The organism is Ruegeria sp. E5 (genome assembly GCF_056534105.1).
The window spans coordinates 966,283-984,716 of the sequence record NZ_JBQFPA010000001.1 but is presented as its reverse complement, the minus strand read 5'-3'; the positions used below and the strand labels follow the sequence as shown (position 1 = coordinate 984,716).

The following is an 18,434-nucleotide window of genomic DNA, read 5'->3' as shown; positions in this document are numbered from 1 at the left end:
GTCGTTTTCACGGCAAGGCAGGGCTTGCCGGTAGAGCTGCGTGCCTTTACCTCGGCTATTGAAGCTAGGTTCAGAGGGTTAATGATATGTTCACAGGGATCGTCACCGATATTGGCACCGTTACCGAACTGGACCAGCAGGGCGACCTGCGGGCACGGATCAAGACAAGCTATGAAACGGCGGGCATTGATATTGGCGCTTCAATCGCAAGTGATGGCGTCTGCCTAACCGTCATCGCGTTGGGCGATGATTGGTATGATGTGCAGATCAGCGCTGAGACGGTTTCGAAAACCAATCTGGACAGTTGGCAGGTGGGCAAGCGCGTCAATCTGGAACGTGCCTTGAAAGTCGGGGATGAATTGGGAGGGCACATCGTCTCGGGCCACGTGGATGGCGTGGCAGAGGTGGTCTCTGTGATAGACGAGGGTGACAGCACGCGGGTGACATTGCGGGCGCCGGCCAATCTGGCCCGGTTTATCGCTCCGAAAGGGTCCGTCGCGCTGAACGGCACATCGCTGACGGTTAATGATGTGGACGGGTGTGACTTTGGTATCAACTTCATTCCCCACACCAAAGAGGTCACCACATGGGGTGACGTCTCGGTTGGTGATCGCGTGAACCTTGAGATCGATACTCTGGCCCGATACGTCGCGCGACTGGCCGAGATGTCCTGACCTTCAGGTGGAAGGTCCAAATTTGGCCGTCAGCCTCTTGGACAGCCACCAGAAGCATGAAGCCAGCAGGATTGAGACATACCCGTCGATGGCGTAGTGCCAGGCGAGGTGAACCGAGCCTAATAAGATGATGAAGGCAAACACCGACAGCGCCCAGCCGAGCCAACGCGAATAGGTGAAGCCGTAGAACGCCAGCAGCACAGTAGAGGCAACATGCATGCTGGGCATCGCCGAGATTCCGCCTGCTAGCCCATTATTCCGATAACCATCCAACAGCATTTCATGCACATTCAGCGCCCAGACCGGGCTGATTTCGTGTGATTTGCGTAACAACTCCATCTGCGGAACGAAGTCAGAGCCAAGATTGAAGGGTTCGTAGTAAACGGGACCAACCGAGGCAAAGATGGTTGCAATCACATTGCCGCCTACAAACCAGCACAGAGCAAACGCTACCAGAAAAACGGTGCTGCGGTTCGGGTCACTGCGGTCCAGACAGGCGACGCAAACCGCGATGTAAATCATGGGAAACCAGATGTGATAGGCGCCATTTATCGCAGTGGTTACGATCGGGGATCCCAAAATGGGCCATAGCAAGGTCCACGGATCGACGCCGCCGTGCAGAAACCGGTCCCATTGTACAAATTGCTCATCCCAGAGTGTCGGATTCACAGCATGTATTTCGTTCTTCAGGAAGGTATAGGTCAGGATAAGAGCGACGATGCTGAGAAAGCAGATAACCGCATCGGTCGCTTTTTCAACATCTGCCACTTTGGATCGCAGATCTTGCAACATCCATTGAATTGGCTTTTTGGGTCGCACGACGAACATGGCAACGCCAAGTCGCCAAAGTACGAAATTTGCGAACATGAAACCAAGCAGACGAACTGAGATGACAATCAGGGAAGAGGTCGAAAAATCCCAATATGACCGTCCTACATAGATGCTAACGGCAATGGCATTGACCATCTGCAGTGCAATGAGTGATAGCAGCAGCCTGTTTCGCCGAAGGGCGCTTACACGCACGAAATTTGCAGCGGGCAGATCAGCGGTCTTAGACACTGGGCTCAAATTCTCGTCTAGCTAGGACATTATACAATGACTGGTGCCCAGGATATCAGGCGATCCAAGGGCCCAATTGGGGCAATTTGTGGACAAAGTTCACGCAACCGGCCTAAAGGTTCAGCTATTGGCAACAATGCTCAGAAAAGGCCTAAGTCAAAACTGGCGCATAGGATTGGTAAACTGAGTTGGCACCAGATTTCATCGCTGGCCCTATAGCGCTGGGCATATCAATCTATCTCACAGTGCTTACAGGCTGGTCTTTGCGTCCACTCTGGTCTATCCCGCCATTCAAACCCGTTGTGCGAAAGGCTGCCCTATGAGTTTTGAAACCCCCGGACCGGTAGAGGCCCAATTGCGCGAGGCGATCAGTCCGATCGAGGAAATCATAGACGAGGCCCGAAAGGGCCGGATGTACATTCTTGTGGATCATGAGGACCGCGAGAATGAGGGTGATCTGGTGATCGCGGCCGAGTTCGCTGACGCGGAGGCGATCAATTTCATGGCGACCCATGGGCGCGGGTTGATCTGCCTGCCGATGACGGCGGAACGGATCGACAGTCTGGGCCTGCCGATGATGGCGGTGAACAACTCGTCGCGTCATGAGACAGCCTTCACCGTGTCGATAGAAGCCCGCGAGGGAGTTTCGACGGGAATATCGGCCGCTGATCGCGCACTAACGGTGGCGACCGCGATCAACGAGCAAAACACTATGGCTCACATAGCGACCCCAGGCCATGTCTTCCCCTTGCGCGCCAAAAGGGGCGGGGTATTGGTGCGGGCGGGGCATACCGAGGCCGCCGTTGATATCTCGCGTCTTGCCGGGCTGAACCCCTCGGGCGTGATCTGCGAGATCATGAAGCCCGATGGCACAATGGCGCGCCTGCCTGATCTGGTCGCCTTCGCCAAAGAGCATGACATGAAGATCGGCACGATCAGTGATCTGATCGCCTATCGCTCACGCAACGACAATCTGGTTGTGGAAACTTCGCGCGAGATGGTGACATCAGAATATGGTGGCGCGTGGGAGATGCGGATTTTCACCGACCAGACCCACGGTATCGAACACGTTGTCATGATCAAGGGCGACATCACAACGCCCGAGCCGGTCCTGACCCGGACCCACGCCCTGCATGAAGCGCCCGATATTCTGGGTCTTGGCCCGAAATCTTCACGAGAGCTGCCCCGCGCGATGGAAAAGATCGCCGAAGAGGGGCGCGGCGTCGTTTGCCTTTTCCGTCAGCCGCGAAATTCGCTGTATGCCGCAGACGACGAAGGCCCGCGCACGATCAAGCAAACCGGTCTGGGTGCGCAGATTCTGTCCAAGATGGGTATTCAGGAACTGGTGTTGCTGACAGACTCGCCTGAAACCGTGTATCTGGGGCTCGACGCGTTTGGACTGTCAATCGTCGGCACCCGCTCGATCCTCAAGGAAGACTGATAATGGCTGAAAAAGACAAACATGGCATTCTGCCGACTCCCAGCTTCGACAAGCCGGTGAAACTGCTGCTGGTGGTGGCTCCGTTCTACCGTGCCATCGCCGACAACATGGTCGCTGGTGCCAAGGCTGAGATCGAGGCCGCAGGCGGAACCTGCGACGTGGTCGAAGTGCCCGGTGCGCTGGAAATCCCGACCACAATCGCCATGGCCGACCGTCAGTGCAACTACGACGGCTATGTCGCGTTGGGCTGTGTCATTCGGGGCGAGACGACGCATTATGAAACCGTCTGCAACGACTCTAGCCGTGCAATCCAGTTGATGGGCCTGCAGGGCCTGCTGATCGGCAATGGCATCCTGACTGTCGAAAACGACGAACAGGCCGAGGTACGAGCAAACCCCGAAAAGATGAATAAAGGCGGTGGAGCGGCGGCTGCGGCCTTGCATCTGATCGCGCTCAGCCGTAAGTGGGGCTCTTCCAAAAAGGGCGTGGGCTTCAAGCCACCGTCCGAGTCCATCCTTGTGGCGGGCGACAGCAACGGACCCACGACAGCATGACCCAGACAGACGCGCCGAAACCGGCCAACCAGAAACGCCTTATGAAATCCGCCGCCCGGCTTTATGCCGTGCAGGCACTGTTCCAGATGGAGCAGTCGGGCCAGACGACTGAACAGGTTGTGAATGAGTTTCTGGATCATCGGTTTGGCGCGGTCTACGAGGGGGATGAGATGCTGGATGGCGATATCAGTGTCTTCCGTAAGTTGGTGGATGACGCCGTGAACTATCAGGCCACCATCGACCAGATGACCGATCGTGCATTGGTCGCCAAATGGCCCATTGCGCGCATCGATCCGACCCTGCGCGCTGTGTTTCGCGCGGCCGGGGCTGAGTTGACCCAGAGCGACACGCCGCCAAAGGTCGTGATCACCGAATTCGTCGATGTCGCACGTGCGTTCTTCCCGGAAGGCAAAGAGCCCAAATTCGTGAACGCTGTGTTGGATCACATGGCGCGCGAAGCCCAGCCCGAGGCGTTCTGACGCCTTTACCGCGACCCTGCATGCGCTAGACTCACCATCACAGCGCAAGGAGGTTCGCCATGCCCAAACTGGTCCGTCTCTACATTACGCAAGTCATCTGGGGCTTTGTGATCTCGGCCGTCTTTGTCGGGGTGCTGCTGGCGCTCAACGTGGCCAATCTACGGCATCTGATCACCAGTTCGGAAATTGGTCTGATCGCGTTGGCCATGATCTGGTTCATGAACGGGATCGTCTTTGCGGGTGTGCAGTTCGCCTATGCGATCATGTGCATGGCTGAGAAGCCGAACAAACCACGTGGTGGAACACCGATTGCTCATGGTTTGAGGCCTGCGCCGATCAAACAGGAAGTGCGCGCAGGGCGCTGATTTATTAGGTAAATATGTGGCGGGACCACCAGTCAACCGTGCGGTTTGATTCCCGAGGACCTGTATGTACAGGTGGGCGCCAGGTAATCAGGCCAGGACCTGAACAGAGCCAGCCCCCTCGGAATTGCTTAAGGCCACCAGAATGCTACCTGTCACAAGAAGGGCAGAACCCGCCACGGGCCTAAGTAGGGCCTGAAGCAGGTTCGCACAAGGGGTTAAGCATCAACAGTTTCGTGCAATGCGGTGCGCATCTTGCCGAAATGTTCATCCCATCCGTCATCCAGCGAAAGGATCAGGCCAAAGGCGTCAGCCCCTTGAGGTAAGCCCTCGTGCAGCAGTCCAAGGCGTGTACCGCCGGCGACGGGTTCCAGCGTCCACTTGACCACACTTTCGGCGCCGCCCATCGGTTTTATGGTGAATGTATATTCAAGATACTCTGGACGTCTCGCTTCACGCACTTCACCCCAAATCAGAAGGTCGCCACTGGTCGTCCCGAACATCTCAAGCTTTTGTCCAGCAGCAAGGGGACGTTCGGGTTTGTGAAACCACTCGGCCAACCGGTCGGGATCAGTCAAATAGTCCCAAACGACTTCCGGTGTGGCGCGGAGAAAGATTGTTTTCTGCAAAACTGCGTCTGTCATTTCTTATTCCCTTCGATAGCTTTTTTCAGATTTGCGAGGCGATCATCCCAGAACCGGTCGAAGTAGCTGAGCCAGTCCAGAACCGGAGCCATTCCTTTGGGTTCAAGGCGATTGATGCGTTCGCGTCCACGAGCTTCGACGGTGATCAATCCTCCGTCGGACAAAACGGTCAGATGCTTTTTGACGGCCGCGCGGGTCATGTCGAAACGTTCGGTTAGTTGAGCGATCGTCATATCCTGCGCTGCTAGCATCTGAACGATGTCGCGGCGGGTCGGGTCCGCCAGGGCGCGAAATGCGTTTTGGGTCTGTGTATTCATCGGGCACCTCTTATTAGATACCATTTGGTTTCATATTATTGCGATACCAAATGGTACTATGTCAAGCTGCTTGATTTTTGTTCATGAATTGTTCACATTCTCGGAATGACACTAATTATGCAGCCTGGACAGAAGCTGGCCCGTGGTGTTTCGCGTCACTTGTTGACCCACGGCTATGTTTCGATTGAAGAATTTGTCCCTACCCGAGGGCTGCGGGTCGATGTGATGGGGTTGGGCCCAAAGGGTGAGATTTGGGTGGTCGAGTGTAAATCCAGCCGCGCCGATTATCAGTCGGATTCCAAATGGCAGGGCTATCTTGACTGGTGTGACCGATTCTTTTGGGCGGTTGATACGGATTTCCCGACCGAGCTTCTGCCTGCGGAAACAGGCTTGATCATCGCCGATGCCTATGATGCCGAAATCATCCGTATGGGGCCAGAAAGCAAGCTGGCCCCGGCGCGGCGCAAAAAGATGGTTCAGAAATTCGCGATGGATTCTGCACGTCGGTTGCAGGCCTTGCGCGACCCCAGGGTTTAGCTTTTGATGGCGCGCGCGGCTTGGGCTGCGGCGCGGATTTCCTCGGCGATTTCTTCGGCCTCTTCGGGGTCGAAATCCATTGGAATCTCAATACCGGCACCTTCAATGAACAGCCGCACCATACCATGATCGGTGGGGCCGATCTGCAGGTTCGCTTCGATATCGCGTTCGGTATTGATGCTCATGTTCGCCTCCGGGAAATGCGCTTTGGTGCTAACGCGCGATGGGTTGAGAATCAAGCCGACTATGAGTTCAGATAGGGCATGGAGACGGCAACGCTCAGACCTTTCCGCGCCGAGGATGCGCCGTGGCTGGTTGAACAGCATGGAGTGCTTTATTCCCGCGACGAAGGGTTTGATGACAGTTTCGGCCCGCTGGTTGCCCGCATTCTGACGGAATTCATCGCGGATCATGATCCAACTTGCGAACAAGGCTGGATCGCCGAGTGCGACGGGGATCGTTTGGGTAGTATTTTCTGTGTCAGGCTGGATGATCAAACCGCCAAGCTGCGGTTGTTTCTGCTGCTGCCCGAGGCTCGTGGACAGGGGCTGGGCAAGCGGCTACTGACTGCCTGCATGGGTTTCGCCCGCGACGCAGGATATCGCCAGATGGTGCTGTGGACCCATGAGAGTCACGCCGCCGCTTGCGGGCTGTATCGTACGTTTGGGTGGGAGCTTGTCGACAGCAAGCCGGTGCATTCCTTCGGTGTCGATCTGGTCGAACAAAGCTGGCGAATTCAGCTTTAATCCCCTTGCAATCCCCGTACGCCTTCGCTAAATCGCCCCTCACAAGTGCCGCCTTAGCTCAGTTGGTTAGAGCGCTGGATTGTGGATCCAGAGGTCCCCTGTTCAAGCCAGGGAGGCGGTACCATCTCCCAAAACCCAAGAACGGTTTGCCGGTTGCAGGTCTTTCTGTATACCCGGTACTTGGCGAAAGCTGCGTTCCGATGACATGAGCAAGATATGCCGGATAAGAAACCTGTAGACATCCGTAGAAGTGCGAGACTTTCTGTCGCGCCGATGATGGATTGGACCGACAAGAATTGCCGGTTTCTGCATCGTTTGCTGAGTTCTGAGACCTTGCTTTATACTGAAATGGTCACAGCGCCTGCTTTGGTGCGCGGCGGCGCGCTGCATCTGCTGGACTTTAATCCTCAGGAGCACCCGGTTGCGTTGCAGCTAGGGGGTTCTGACCCGCAGGAATTGGCGCAGGCGGCCATGCTGGGCGCTGAAGCCGGATATGACGAGATCAACTTGAACTGTGGGTGTCCGTCTGACCGGGTGCAATCAGGGACATTTGGTGCGATATTGATGCGCGCACCCGAAAAGGTCGCGGAATGCGTTGCGGCGATGCGCGAGGCAGTGAAGGTCGAAGTCACGGTGAAATGCCGTATCGGTGTTGACGAACAGGAACCTTCAGAAGTGCTACCTGCATTCCTCGATCAAATTCGCAAGGCCGGATGCCAACGTGTCACGATCCATGCGCGCAAAGCTTGGTTGCAGGGGTTAAGTCCCAAGGAAAACAGAGATATCCCGCCACTGGATTATGATCTGGTGCATCGGATGAAGGCTGATTTTTCGGACATGCACATCTCGATCAATGGTGGCATTACGTCGCTTACTCAGGCGCAACAGCATCTGGAGGCTGGGCTTGATGGTGTCATGATCGGTCGTGCCGCCTATCACCAACCGACAGATATTCTGGCGGCTGCGGACCCGTTGATCTTTGGAACGGGCAGCGTCGCGGATCCCATTGAAGTGGTGCAAAATATGCTGCCCTATGTCGAGGCGCATCTTGTCGACGGTGGTCGATTGCACCAGATCACGCGGCACATGCTGGGCCTGTTCGCGGGGCGTCCCGGTGCGCGGGGATGGCGGCGGATGCTCTCCGAAGGTGCTGTGCGCGAGAATGCCGGCACAGAAGTGATCCTGCAGGCTCTGGACTCTGTCGCTGCGCTATCGCAGGTGGAACAGGTAGGCTAAGACGGCTTCGAGCCGCTATGGGGGAATGATGCCCGAGACGATGTTGCTGGCCCAGATGCTGGGCCTTTTGCTTGTGATCGGCGCTTTGGCCGGGGTATTGGCTGGACTTTTGGGCGTTGGCGGTGGAATCGTTCTGGTGCCCGCGTTTTTCTATGCGTTTCAGACACTTGGATATGGCGGGCCTCAGCTGATGCAGCTATGCCTCGCAACTTCGCTGGCGACGATCATTGTAACGTCGATCCGATCGGTTCTTAGCCATAACAAGAAAGGCGCGGTGGATTGGGGCATCCTGCGCGGCTGGGGGCCAGGCATAGCGGTGGGTGCGGTGATCGGTGTTCTGGTGGCTTCAGCTCTGAGGACAGAGTTTTTGCAGGCGCTGTTCGGCATGCTTGGCATGGTCATCGGCGTCTATCTTGGTTTGGGAAAATCCGAGTGGAGGTTGGGGGATGCAATGCCCAAGGGATTGCGCCGCGCTGTGCTTTCGCCTTCGGTCGGGTTTCTGTCGGTACTGATGGGAATTGGCGGGGGCAGTTTCGGCGTTCCATTGATGAGCCTTTATAACACTCCGATCCACCGGGCGGTTGCGACCGCAGCGGGCTTTGGCGTGATCATCGCTGTACCGTCGGTGCTTGGTTTTTTGTTTCTCAACATCGCTCCGGAGCATCGCCCGCCGCTGACCATTGGCGCGGTCAATCTGGTGGCTTTCGGTATCGTCGTTGCGATGACTATGATCACCGCCCCGTGGGGCGTTAAGCTGGCGCATGCGATGGATCCGAAGCCGCTCAGGCGGGTCTTCGCGGTATTCCTTACCCTGGTTGCTCTGAATATGCTGAGAAAGGCGTTGGGGTGGTAGCGTCGTTTTACGAGCTAGGTTGGGTAAAGTTTCCTTATGATGGAGCGTTGGCGGATTGGGTGGCGCACGCTCTTCCCACTGCGCGTGCGTCCGTCAGCGATCCGGCTCATGCAGCTTGGCACGATTGCGATGGCACGTGGTTCATTGGCGTTGATGCACTGGACAATGATGCGCAGGGCAGGGTCGCGGGTTCGCCTGCACTGGCGGGCGCGGCCATCGAACTGGCACACCAGCAGTTTGGATCGATTGATCTGCACAAAGGGCAGGTGTCGGTAATATATCCGGGCTACCCTCAACCCCGGTGTGGCGAAAGCGAGGCTGCGGCGCGGTATCGTGCGCGGCGAGATGCGGCGCATGTGGACGGGCTCAAGCCAGCTGGCCCTGATCGACGACGGCGGGTGGATGAACCTCATGCCTGGATATTGGGTATCCCACTTACCGAGGCCAGTGTGGACGCAGCACCAATGGTGCTGTGGGAGGGAAGCCACAAAACCCTCGGCGATGCTTTTCGGTCCGCGATGAAGAAGGTGCCGCGGCATGAATTGGGCGAGGCCGATATCACAGATGTCTATCAGGCTGCGCGCCGCGAAGTATTCGAGACCTGTCCGCGCCTCGAACTACCAGCACGCCCAGGCGAAGCCTATCTGTTGCACCGCCACTGTCTGCATGGTGTTGCACCATGGGGTCCGAATGCCAGCGCTGGACCGGATGGACGGATGATCGCCTATTTCCGCCCTCAGTTGCCTGGTGGTGTAGCGCAATGGCTCGAATCCCCGTAACCTCCTGCCATTGTTTGGCTTTGGAGAGTTGGTTCGATGATTACGGTTCACACGAATGCAGATGGTGCCCTTATTGAGGTCGAGCTTTCGGGCGAGGTCACTAGCGCAGATTACGCGAGCACGCTTGTTCCCGCTATTGAGGCCGCATTGGAAGAGCACGACGCAATACGACTGCTGGCGATCGTTGGGTCCGAGTTCAAGGGATATGATCTGGGTGCCGCATGGTCTGATACCAAGTTGGGGCTCAGCCATTGGCGCGGATTCGACCGGATTGGCGTTGTGGCGGACCAGGGATGGGTGCAAACAAGCGTCCGCCTGGCTGCCCCGATCCTGCCTTGCCCGGTGCACGTTTTTGGAATGGATGAGGTGGAGGAAGCGCGTCGCTGGATGCGCGAATCTCTCGGGGCGATCCACGTGACGGATCTGGGCGGACCTTGCGTGCAGATCAGCCTGATGGGCAAACTGGATTCGCAGGAATACGGTCAGGCTCAAACCGATCTTGATGCGCTGTTGCGCGAACGTGACGGGTTTCGCTTGTTGATCGATCTGCGCGAGTTCGATGGTTGGCAGGGTCTGACTGCAATGGCAGCCCATTTCAGACTGGCGGCTGGTCATATTGGGATGCTGGATCGTGCAGCGATTGTCGGTGACAAGACATGGCAAAAAATGGCGCAACGCATGGCCAGCCATGTTCTGGGAACGCGGACCCAGTATTTCCCGGCTGAGGAATACGAGAATGCAAAAACCTGGCTTGCGACTGGCTAAATGCTCTAAAAATGGTTCAGAAACAATGCCTTGTAATCATAGGCATTGTTCTTTTTTGCGTTGACGTTACGGAATGCAACTTTAAGTTAGCGCTATTATTGACTGGTCGGTCAAATAACTTAAAAAGTCCTTACCTGTCCCGGATTTAGAGGGAGAGGCAACAAGCTGTTTCGCGTCGCTGTGGGCCACCACTCACTCAAACACAGCTTCCGGACTCTTCCCCCTCGGTGTTCGGAACGGTCCCGCAGTGGCGCGTCGTTTATTACATATTGGAAGAGCAATGATTTTTCGCTCAGTACTAAAGCGCATTCTTTCGAAGGACACTCCCGAACAGGCTGAAAGCCATGAGTTGGAAGCTGAGTTGCGCCCGCGACCTGCCAAGACGACAACCCAGAACGAGCTGGTTAAACTGTTCGGTTCTGAATTGAGGGATCACGAATCTCTGAGTGATCTTAAGCCTACGCGGAGACCAAAATACTAGGCTTGCGGATCAGGACCCATGCAGCCGGGCGGCACGGCCACCACGGCGCTTTGCCAGACGGGGTTTGCGTTCCGGCAGATCCTGCATGATTTCGGCCCGTTCGGTGCTGTCCATCTTTGACCAGCGCGTGATCTCGTCAATGGTGCGGTAGCAGCCGGTGCAGATACGTTCGGTCGGATGAACGACGCAGATTTGGATGCAAGGGCTTTCGACCTCGTCCCGTTTCCAAACCATATTCGTCATGGGCGTTTTCCGATCCGTCAAAGAAAGCGCAGTCTGTCCAGCGCGCCTTGCAGAATATAACCTGCCGCTACGTGATCAATAACCTGTCCGCGACGTTTTCGTGTCGTATCCGCCTCAAGCAGTGCTTTTTCTGCCGCAACGGTGCTTAGTCGTTCGTCCCAGAAACCGATGGGCAGATCGGTCAAGCGGGTCATGTTTCGTGCGAAGGCGCGGGTTGACTGGCAGCGCGGCCCTTCGCTGCCATCCATGTTGCGCGGCAGTCCGAGGATAATGCCGCCGATCTCACGCTCGGTCACAATCTCGATCAAACGCGCGGAATCCAGTGTGAATTTCTTGCGTCGTACCGTCTCAAGCGGGGTGGCCACGCCGCGCATCCGGTCCGAGACGGAAACGCCGATGGTCTTTTCTCCCAGATCCAGCCCCATCAGGGCTGACATTGGGGGCAGGGATGCTGCGAAGTCTTCGAACGCGTCGTGGATCATTGAGCGATTCCGGCCTGCAGCGCGGCAGCGTCGATCATCTCCAACGCTTCAGCGTTACCCGCAAATACTTCCTTGGCTTCGTTCCTGATTTTGATGGCGCGTTGGCCTTCGCCCAGCACGCCCAGGGCGGCAATCAGGCGTGCCCACTCCTCGGGTGTCCCGCCCTCGGTCGCAAGGCGGTCCGAAAGGCCATCGACCATGCCGCGGATCATTTCTTGTCGTTCTTCTGGCGACATCTCGGCAGCGGCATTTACATCGTCCTGGCTAGGGCCGGATGCAGCAGAAAAGTCGGGTGTGTTAAACACGCCTGCGCGGAATGCCAATTCATCGATCTGTGACCGGATGGCATTCGCCCATGGGGCGCCAGCCGGGGCGTCGTTAAGGGTTTCGACCCAAACGCGATAGGCCATATCAGGCCGCCCGGTCTGTGCCAGCATCTGCCCCCAATAATACCGGGCAGGACCCAAGCGCTGATTGCGCTCAAGCGCCTGTCGCAAGGCGGCTTCCGCTTCCGGTGAGACGTAGCCGCCAGCGGCCAAAATCATCATCTCTGCCTGATCCGAATAGGCCTGAGCCGACGCGTTGTCACCCGACAGTTCGATCACACGGGTTTGTGCCTCATACCCTGCTTTGAAGTTCCCCGCGTTGGTTTCATGCTGTGCCAGCAGGGTATGGCCTTGCAGATCATCGGGGCGTTCGGCCACTGTTTCGCGCAGCCGGTTCAGCAAAGTTGCATAGCTTTCGTCCAGCGGAGGCGTCTGGACCGGTGTGGCAATGCCCTCGGCCTCAGCCTGGCTGGGTCGATTTTCGCGCAGGTCTTCTGCCATTTCCAGACGAATTGAAAGGGGCATGTCAGGGAAACCGGCAGCACCCAACTGGCGATACATCGCCAACCCGCCACCAACCAGAACGGCGGCCATGGCGAGGAACGCAATTATGGTAACCAAGCGTGATGGCCCGGTGCCTTTGTCTTCATTGCGCATCTGCGCGTCTGCGGCCAGGATACGGCGCGAGATTTCCGTGCGTACACGCTCGGCATCAGCTTTCGCGATCACGCCGCGCGCCAAGTCTTTGTCAACGCCTGCTAGCTGTTCACGATAGACCCGCAGATCATAAGCAGCTGTCGGGCCGGTGCCGCGACGACCGCGCAGCATCGTGTAACCCAGGAAAATCGCGATCAGCAGCGCGATCAAGAAGATGAGAACCCAGAACGGCATGGTCCCTCCAAAATGGTTGCCCTGACTTAGACCTGTCGGCGCATGGAAAAAAGGGACAAATAGCCGCGAAGGGCGCTCATGTCGCAATAGTGCATTATTGCGGCGTTGCGCGGCAGGGTTAAAATGTACGGGCACGGCATACCTGCGCCCAATCATCGAAGACCGGACGGATTCGCACATGAAACACTACTCAGCCTTTGCTGTAGCGCGCGAAGCGCTGCGCTATCACACCGGATGGGAGCGCGCATGGCGTTCGCCGGAGCCTAAGAAGCGCTATGACGTCATTATCGTCGGGGCCGGCGGTCACGGCCTGGCAACAGCTTACTATCTTGGCAAGAACTACGGCATCCAGAACGTTGCCGTAATAGAAAAAGGCTGGTTGGGCGGTGGCAACACCGGTCGGAACACGACCATCATCCGATCGAACTATCTGCAGGATCCGTCAGCGGCGATTTACGAAAAGGCGCGCGGTCTCTACGAAGATCTGAGCCAGGAGCTGAACTATAACATCATGTTCAGCCCGCGTGGCGTAATCATGCTGGCGCAGACCCAGCACGAGATTCGCGGCTATCAGCGTACTGCGCATGCGAATGCGCTGCAGGGTGTTCAGACCGAATGGATTGGGCCCGAGCGTGTGAAAGAACTGGTGCCGATCATTAATCTGGAAGGTCCGCGCTATCCGGTTCTGGGCGGGCTTTGGCAGGAACGTGGTGGGACCGCGCGCCATGATGCGGTGGCATGGGGCTATGCCCGCGCATGTTCGGCCATGGGTATGGACATCATCCAGAAATGCGAAGTCACCGGCGTCCGGTCCGAAAACGGTCGTGTTGTCGGGGTCGATACCACAAAAGGTGCCATCGATTGTGACAAGCTGGGCATCGTGGTTGCGGGGCATTCTGGCCAGTTGGCTGAGATGGCGGGCTTCCGTCTGCCACTGGAAGCCGTTGCACTGCAAGCGTTGGTGTCCGAGCCGATCAAACCCTGTATGGATGTCGTTGTGATGGCGAACACCGTACACGGCTACATGTCTCAGTCCGACAAGGGCGAGATGGTGATTGGTGGTGGCACAGACGGGTTCAACAACTATACCCAGCGCGGCAGCTTCCACCATATCGAGGAAACGGTACGCGCATTGGTCGAAACTTTCCCGATGATCTCGCGCCTGAAAATGCTGCGCCAGTGGGGCGGTATTGTGGATATGACCGGCGACCGTTCACCCATCCTGTCGAAAACACCGCTTAATGGCTGCTTTATCAACGCAGGCTGGGGCACCGGCGGCTTCAAGGCCATTCCGGGATCAGGCTGGGGCATGGCACAGCTGATGGCCACGGGGCATTCACCACTGACCGAAGCCTTCTCGCTGGATCGTTTCAAAGAAGGCCGCTTCATCGACGAAAGCGTCGCGGCCGGGGTGGCGCACTGATGAAGATTTTTCGTCGAAAAATCTCGCACGCCCGTCACGCAGAATCTGCAGGCAGATACGTCTCGCCTGCTGCCAAGAGGATGATCACATGCTGATCTTGAAATGCCCCTATTGCGGCGTCGAAGCCGAAGAAACTGAACTGGCTGCAGGTGGCGAGGCGCATTTGAAGCGTTATGGCCCGGGCTCGTCAGATGATGAGTTCCACGACTACCTGTTCATGCGCGAAAACCCCAAGGGCGTTCATTTCGAACGCTGGCGCCATGCCAATGGGTGCGGCAAGTGGTTCCACGCCGCGCGCTGTACGAACACGCTTGAGGTCTTCGGCACCTATCCGGCGCAGACAACCGAGCCGCCGCAAGAGATCAAGGATGCCATCAACGCCAAGCGTCCCGGCTGGACGTGGAGAGAGTACAAATGATCCGTACAGCCATCCAAAATACCGCCTGCGAAAGGTCCGCATCATGAGCACCCGTCTCGCAAAACATGGCCGTTTGATTGATCGGTCGAAAAAGGTCAACTTCACCTTCAACGGCACCTCGATGCAGGGCTACGAGGGCGATACGCTCGCGTCTGCCTTGCTGGCAAATGATCAGATGATGATGGGCCGGTCGTTCAAGTATCACCGCCCGCGCGGCGTGGTCGCCAGTGGCGCGGAAGAGCCAAACGCCCTGGTCGGTCTGGGTGAGGGCAACCGGTTTGAGCCGAACCAGCGCGCCACCACGACAGAGCTGTTCAATGGTCTGACATCCGCGTCACAGAACCACTGGCCGAACCTCGAGTTCGACATCGGCGCGATCAATACGCATCTGTCGCGGTTTCTGCCAGCCGGATTCTATTACAAGATGTTCATCCATCCGAAACCGTTCTGGAAACATGTTTACGAGCCGTTTATTCGCCAGTCGGCGGGTTTGGGCAAAGCGCCCGACAAGGACAACCGTGACGCGGACACATACGAGCATTTTTACGCCTTCACTGATGTCTTGGTGATTGGTGGTGGTATCGCGGGTTTGCAGGCCGCCAAGGTGGCAGCCCAAACCGGTGCCAAGGTGATGCTGATCGAGCAGACTGCGCACTGGGGTGGTCGTGCTCCGGTTGATGGCGGAACCATCAATGGTGAGCCTGTGGATAAGTTCGTGGAACAATTGGTTTCCGAAATCGAAACAATGGACAACGTCACCATGCGCAATCGCTGCATGGGTGCGGGGGTCTATGACCATGGTTATGTACTGGGTTATGAGCGTCTGACAGACCACAAACCGGGTGTTCAGGGGCCGCGTCACCGCCTGTGGCGCATTCGTGCGAAGCAGGTCGTGACCGCGACCGGTGCCATCGAGCGTCCGCTGTCATTCGCAGGCAATGATGTGCCTGGCGTTATGCTGGCCTCTGCCATGCGCGACTATGTGGTCAACTGGGGCGTGACGCCGGGCGAGCGTGTGATTGTCGCCACCAACAATGATGACGCCTACCGGACTGCAATTACCTTGAAACAGGCCGGTGTCGATGTCCTGCGCGTGGTTGATGCGCGCGACACCGCCGGACCTCTGGCCGAAGAGGCGCGTCAGCTGGGTATCCGCGTCGATCCGGGCAAGGCGATCGCAAAGGTCAAAGGCGGCAAGCGGGTCAAGAAAGTTGCGATCTGCAATCAAGAGGGGATCGGAGGCGCCCGGGAAGAGGTCGAATGCGATGCGATTGCCATGTCAGGTGGCTGGTCTCCGGTCGTGCATATGTGGTCGCATTGCGGCGGTAAGCTGATCTGGGACGAGGCGAACGCGCATTTCCGCCCCGATCCTTCACGTCCTCCGCTGGGGGCAGACGGTGAAGGTTTTGTTCTGGCGGCAGGGGCTTCGAACGGCCCGCTGGCCCTGGGGGATGTCCTGAAGGATGCAGATACTGCCGGCAAAGCGTCAGCGAAGGCGGCCGGGTTCTCCGCGAAGCGCACCAAAGCGCCAGTTGGTGAGACTACGGCCGAGGCCCCAATGGCCGCTGTCTGGCTCATGCCTTCTAATGCCGAGATTGATCTGCGCATGAAATCGTGGCTGGACTTCCAGAACGACGTCAAGGTCTCGGACGTGCAACTGGCTGCGCGCGAGGGCTATGAAAGTGTCGAGCACACCAAGCGTTACACCACGCTGGGCATGGCAACGGATCAGGGTAAGTTGAGTAATATCAACGGTCTGGCAATCCTTGCTGATGCGCTGGATTCGGAGATCCCGAAGGTCGGTACCACCACCTTCCGCCCGCCATATACTCCAATCTCGATGGCTTCGATTGGTGGTGAAGCGCGTGGTGAGGTGTTCCAGCCGATCCGTCAAACGCCGATGCATAACTGGCACGATAAGAACGGGGCCGATTGGGAGCCGGTCGGCCATTGGCGTCGAACCTATGCCTATGTGCGACCCGGAGAATCCGTGCATGATGCGGTGAATCGCGAGGTTAAAAACACCCGCGAAAACCTCGGGCTGTTGGACGCTTCGACCCTCGGCAAGCTGATCGTCAAAGGCCCCGACGCAGGCAAGTTCCTGGACATGATGTACACCAACATGATGTCCACGCTGAAGGTCGGCAAATGCCGCTATGGCCTGATGTGTTCCGAGAATGGCTTCCTGATCGACGACGGCGTTGTTGCCCGCATCGATGAGGACACGTGGCTGTGCCACACCACCACCGGCGGGGCCGAGCGTATCCATGGCCACATGGAAGAATGGCTGCAGACCGAGTGGTGGGACTGGAAAGTCTACGTCGCGAACGTCACCGAGCAATATGCGCAGGTCGCCGTGGTAGGTCCGAACGCCCGCAAGGTACTTGAGAAGCTGGGCGGCATGGATCTGTCGAAAGAGGCGCTGCCCTTCATGGAATGGCGCGATGGCAAGATCGGCGCATTCGACGCGCGGGCCTACCGTATCTCGTTCTCGGGTGAGCTGTCCTATGAGATCGCGGTCCCTGCAAGCCAAGGTCAGGCGTTCTGGGACGCTCTGATCGAGGCAGGGCAGGAGTTCGGAGTGATGCCATACGGCACCGAATGTCTGCATATTCTGCGTGCCGAGAAAGGCTTTATCATGATCGGCGATGAGACCGACGGCACCGTGATCCCGCAGGATCTGGGGCTGCACTGGGCGCTGTCCAAAAAGAAAGAGGATTACCTCGGAAAACGCGCCCATTCGCGGACCCATATGGCCGATCCTGAGCGCTGGAAACTGGTTGGTCTTGAGACTGTGGATGGATCGGTTCTGCCGGACGGTGCCTATGCGGTGGGCGAGGGCGTGAATGCGAACGGTCAGCGCAACATGATCGGTCGCGTAACTTCGACCTACTACTCGGCCAATCTGGGCAAAGGCATCGCCATGGGCCTGATCAAACACGGCCCCGACCGGATGGGCGAAGTGGTCGAGTTCCCGGGCACTGACGGCAAAACCTACAAGGCCAAGATCGTGGACCCGATCTTCTATGACAAGGACGGGGAGAAGCAGAATGTCTGAACCCATCAGCGCACTGAACCACGCCTCATATGATGGCATCGCCAAGATCGAGGAATGCGGCCTACAGGGCATGATCACACTGCGCGGTGATCTGTCGGATAAGGTACTGGCTAAGGTTGTCAAAGACGCCACCGGGCAGAAAGTGCCCGGTCAGCGTGAAGCGTTTGTGAATGGCGACACCGGTGTTTGCTGGATGTCCACCGACGAATTGCTGGTGCTTGTGCCTTATGCCGAGGTCGAGGCCAAACTCGCCGCGATGACCAACGCGCTAAGTGGTACGCACGCACTGGCGGTCAACGTCTCCGACGCGCGGGCCGTATTCCGCGTTTCGGGCGCGAACACGCGCGAGGTATTGGGCAAGCTGGCTCCGGTTGAGCTGTCGGCCGAGGCATTCCAACCCGGCCAGATCCGCCGTTCGCGTTTGGCGCAGGTGGCAGGTGCCTTCTGGATGGACGACGCTGAGACTTTCCGCATCGTCTGCTTCCGCTCTGCGGCGGACTATGCGTTCAAATTGCTGAAGGTTGCGGCGCAGCCCGGCAGCGAGGTCGGGGTTTATTAAGCCCTGATCGCCTGATGATATGTGGGTGAGGGGGCTTTGCCCCCTCGGCCTGCGGCCTCACTCCCAGGATATTTCTGTTTAGATGAAGGTCGGATCTCTGGTTCGGG

22 protein-coding genes and 1 tRNA gene are annotated in these 18,434 nt (G+C 57.5%); 16 read left to right on the top strand and 7 right to left on the bottom strand.

Going from position 1 to position 18,434, the window contains the following annotated elements; translation table 11 throughout:
• The first annotated feature begins 86 nt into the window (after positions 1 to 86).
• Positions 87 to 674, top strand: a complete 588-nt coding sequence (locus tag ACR0BI_RS05000; RefSeq protein WP_170396310.1) for a riboflavin synthase — start codon at positions 87 to 89, stop codon at positions 672 to 674.
• A gap of 3 nt (positions 675 to 677) precedes the next feature.
• Here the strand turns inward: ACR0BI_RS05000 and ACR0BI_RS04995 are convergent, their stop codons facing one another.
• Positions 678 to 1,733 (bottom strand): phosphatase PAP2 family protein, encoded by a 1,056-nt coding sequence (locus ACR0BI_RS04995; protein WP_480561323.1) that lies wholly within the window; start codon positions 1,731 to 1,733, stop codon positions 678 to 680.
• 319 nt (positions 1,734 to 2,052) lie between these two features.
• Here ACR0BI_RS04995 and ribB point away from each other — a divergent pair, with 319 nt between their 5' ends.
• From ribB to ACR0BI_RS04975, 4 genes are read left to right on the top strand one after another with little or no spacing between them, the layout of a single operon-like run.
• The gene (gene ribB / locus ACR0BI_RS04990; RefSeq protein ID WP_170626626.1) at positions 2,053 to 3,174 is read left to right on the top strand and encodes a 3,4-dihydroxy-2-butanone-4-phosphate synthase; all 1,122 of its coding nucleotides are present in this window, start codon (positions 2,053 to 2,055) and stop codon (positions 3,172 to 3,174) included.
• 2 nt (positions 3,175 to 3,176) lie between these two features.
• On the top strand, positions 3,177 to 3,728 hold the full coding sequence (locus ACR0BI_RS04985) for a 6,7-dimethyl-8-ribityllumazine synthase (protein WP_170396313.1): 552 nt from the start codon (positions 3,177 to 3,179) through the stop codon (positions 3,726 to 3,728).
• Positions 3,725 to 4,207: a transcription antitermination factor NusB gene (gene nusB, locus ACR0BI_RS04980; protein WP_170396315.1), complete on the top strand. Its 483-nt coding sequence runs from the start codon at positions 3,725 to 3,727 to the stop codon at positions 4,205 to 4,207. Before ACR0BI_RS04985 ends, nusB begins: the two co-directional genes overlap by 4 nt.
• Before the next feature lie 59 nt (positions 4,208 to 4,266).
• Positions 4,267 to 4,572, top strand: a complete 306-nt coding sequence (locus ACR0BI_RS04975; protein ID WP_480561324.1) for a hypothetical protein — start codon at positions 4,267 to 4,269, stop codon at positions 4,570 to 4,572.
• Between the two features lie 215 nt (positions 4,573 to 4,787).
• Here ACR0BI_RS04975 and ACR0BI_RS04970 read toward each other — a convergent pair whose 3' ends face one another.
• On the bottom strand, positions 4,788 to 5,213 hold the full coding sequence (locus ACR0BI_RS04970; protein ID WP_170626627.1) for an SRPBCC family protein: 426 nt from the start codon (positions 5,211 to 5,213) through the stop codon (positions 4,788 to 4,790).
• Entirely contained in the window at positions 5,210 to 5,530 is a 321-nt protein-coding gene (locus ACR0BI_RS04965) for a metalloregulator ArsR/SmtB family transcription factor (RefSeq protein WP_170396321.1), read from the bottom strand. Before ACR0BI_RS04965 ends, ACR0BI_RS04970 begins: the two co-directional genes overlap by 4 nt.
• Before the next feature lie 117 nt (positions 5,531 to 5,647).
• On the opposite strand from ACR0BI_RS04965, the gene ACR0BI_RS04960 reads away from it, so the two are divergent.
• Positions 5,648 to 6,067, top strand: coding sequence for an MmcB family DNA repair protein (locus tag ACR0BI_RS04960; protein ID WP_480436653.1), 420 nt, complete (start codon positions 5,648 to 5,650; stop codon positions 6,065 to 6,067).
• On the opposite strand, the gene ACR0BI_RS04955 is transcribed toward ACR0BI_RS04960, so the two are convergent.
• Complete coding sequence (locus tag ACR0BI_RS04955) at positions 6,064 to 6,252, bottom strand: DUF6324 family protein (RefSeq protein WP_170396325.1); 189 nt, start codon at positions 6,250 to 6,252, stop codon at positions 6,064 to 6,066. The two genes, ACR0BI_RS04960 and ACR0BI_RS04955, sit on opposite strands and share 4 nt — an antisense overlap.
• A 78-nt stretch (positions 6,253 to 6,330) precedes the next feature.
• On the opposite strand from ACR0BI_RS04955, the gene ACR0BI_RS04950 reads away from it, so the two are divergent.
• The 6 genes from ACR0BI_RS04950 (at position 6,331) to ACR0BI_RS04925 (ending at position 10,446) form a co-directional block, all read left to right on the top strand.
• Positions 6,331 to 6,813 (top strand): N-acetyltransferase family protein, encoded by a 483-nt coding sequence (locus ACR0BI_RS04950; protein ID WP_480561325.1) that lies wholly within the window; start codon positions 6,331 to 6,333, stop codon positions 6,811 to 6,813.
• A 47-nt stretch (positions 6,814 to 6,860) separates the two neighbouring features.
• Positions 6,861 to 6,937: transfer RNA gene (locus ACR0BI_RS04945), tRNA-His, on the top strand.
• Positions 6,938 to 7,029: 92 nt separating this feature from the next.
• A complete protein-coding gene (dusA, locus tag ACR0BI_RS04940; protein WP_480561326.1) occupies positions 7,030 to 8,049 on the top strand; it encodes a tRNA dihydrouridine(20/20a) synthase DusA in 1,020 nt (339 codons plus the stop codon).
• A gap of 28 nt (positions 8,050 to 8,077) precedes the next feature.
• Positions 8,078 to 8,902 carry a sulfite exporter TauE/SafE family protein gene (locus ACR0BI_RS04935; protein ID WP_170396331.1) on the top strand — a complete coding sequence of 275 codons (825 nt, stop codon included), beginning with the start codon at positions 8,078 to 8,080 and terminating at the stop codon, positions 8,900 to 8,902.
• Positions 8,896 to 9,681 (top strand): hypothetical protein, encoded by a 786-nt coding sequence (locus ACR0BI_RS04930; RefSeq protein WP_480561327.1) that lies wholly within the window; start codon positions 8,896 to 8,898, stop codon positions 9,679 to 9,681. The genes ACR0BI_RS04935 and ACR0BI_RS04930 overlap by 7 nt, the downstream gene beginning before the upstream one ends.
• Before the next feature lie 36 nt (positions 9,682 to 9,717).
• On the top strand, positions 9,718 to 10,446 hold the full coding sequence (locus tag ACR0BI_RS04925; protein WP_170396335.1) for a SpoIIAA family protein: 729 nt from the start codon (positions 9,718 to 9,720) through the stop codon (positions 10,444 to 10,446).
• A gap of 490 nt (positions 10,447 to 10,936) precedes the next feature.
• Here the strand turns inward: ACR0BI_RS04925 and ACR0BI_RS04920 are convergent, their stop codons facing one another.
• From ACR0BI_RS04920 to ccmI, 3 genes are read right to left on the bottom strand one after another with little or no spacing between them, the layout of a single operon-like run.
• Entirely contained in the window at positions 10,937 to 11,170 is a 234-nt protein-coding gene (locus ACR0BI_RS04920) for a DUF1289 domain-containing protein (RefSeq protein ID WP_170663723.1), read from the bottom strand.
• 17 nt (positions 11,171 to 11,187) lie between these two features.
• Positions 11,188 to 11,652, bottom strand: coding sequence for a Holliday junction resolvase RuvX (gene ruvX / locus ACR0BI_RS04915; RefSeq protein ID WP_170403288.1), 465 nt, complete (start codon positions 11,650 to 11,652; stop codon positions 11,188 to 11,190).
• Positions 11,649 to 12,869: a c-type cytochrome biogenesis protein CcmI gene (gene ccmI, locus ACR0BI_RS04910; protein ID WP_480561328.1), complete on the bottom strand. Its 1,221-nt coding sequence runs from the start codon at positions 12,867 to 12,869 to the stop codon at positions 11,649 to 11,651. Before ccmI ends, ruvX begins: the two co-directional genes overlap by 4 nt.
• Positions 12,870 to 13,047: 178 nt before the next feature.
• Here ccmI and ACR0BI_RS04905 point away from each other — a divergent pair, with 178 nt between their 5' ends.
• The 4 genes from ACR0BI_RS04905 to ACR0BI_RS04890 all read left to right on the top strand — a co-directional run bounded on the left by ACR0BI_RS04905 (position 13,048) and on the right by ACR0BI_RS04890 (position 18,327).
• Positions 13,048 to 14,292, top strand: coding sequence for a sarcosine oxidase subunit beta family protein (locus ACR0BI_RS04905; RefSeq protein WP_170422297.1), 1,245 nt, complete (start codon positions 13,048 to 13,050; stop codon positions 14,290 to 14,292).
• Positions 14,293 to 14,380: 88 nt separating this feature from the next.
• Positions 14,381 to 14,710: a sarcosine oxidase subunit delta gene (locus ACR0BI_RS04900; protein ID WP_480561329.1), complete on the top strand. Its 330-nt coding sequence runs from the start codon at positions 14,381 to 14,383 to the stop codon at positions 14,708 to 14,710.
• A 43-nt stretch (positions 14,711 to 14,753) separates the two neighbouring features.
• The gene (locus ACR0BI_RS04895) at positions 14,754 to 17,768 is read left to right on the top strand and encodes a sarcosine oxidase subunit alpha family protein (protein WP_480561330.1); all 3,015 of its coding nucleotides are present in this window, start codon (positions 14,754 to 14,756) and stop codon (positions 17,766 to 17,768) included.
• Positions 17,761 to 18,327: a sarcosine oxidase subunit gamma gene (locus ACR0BI_RS04890; protein ID WP_480561331.1), complete on the top strand. Its 567-nt coding sequence runs from the start codon at positions 17,761 to 17,763 to the stop codon at positions 18,325 to 18,327. The genes ACR0BI_RS04895 and ACR0BI_RS04890 overlap by 8 nt, the downstream gene beginning before the upstream one ends.
• The last annotated feature ends 107 nt before the right edge of the window (positions 18,328 to 18,434 follow it).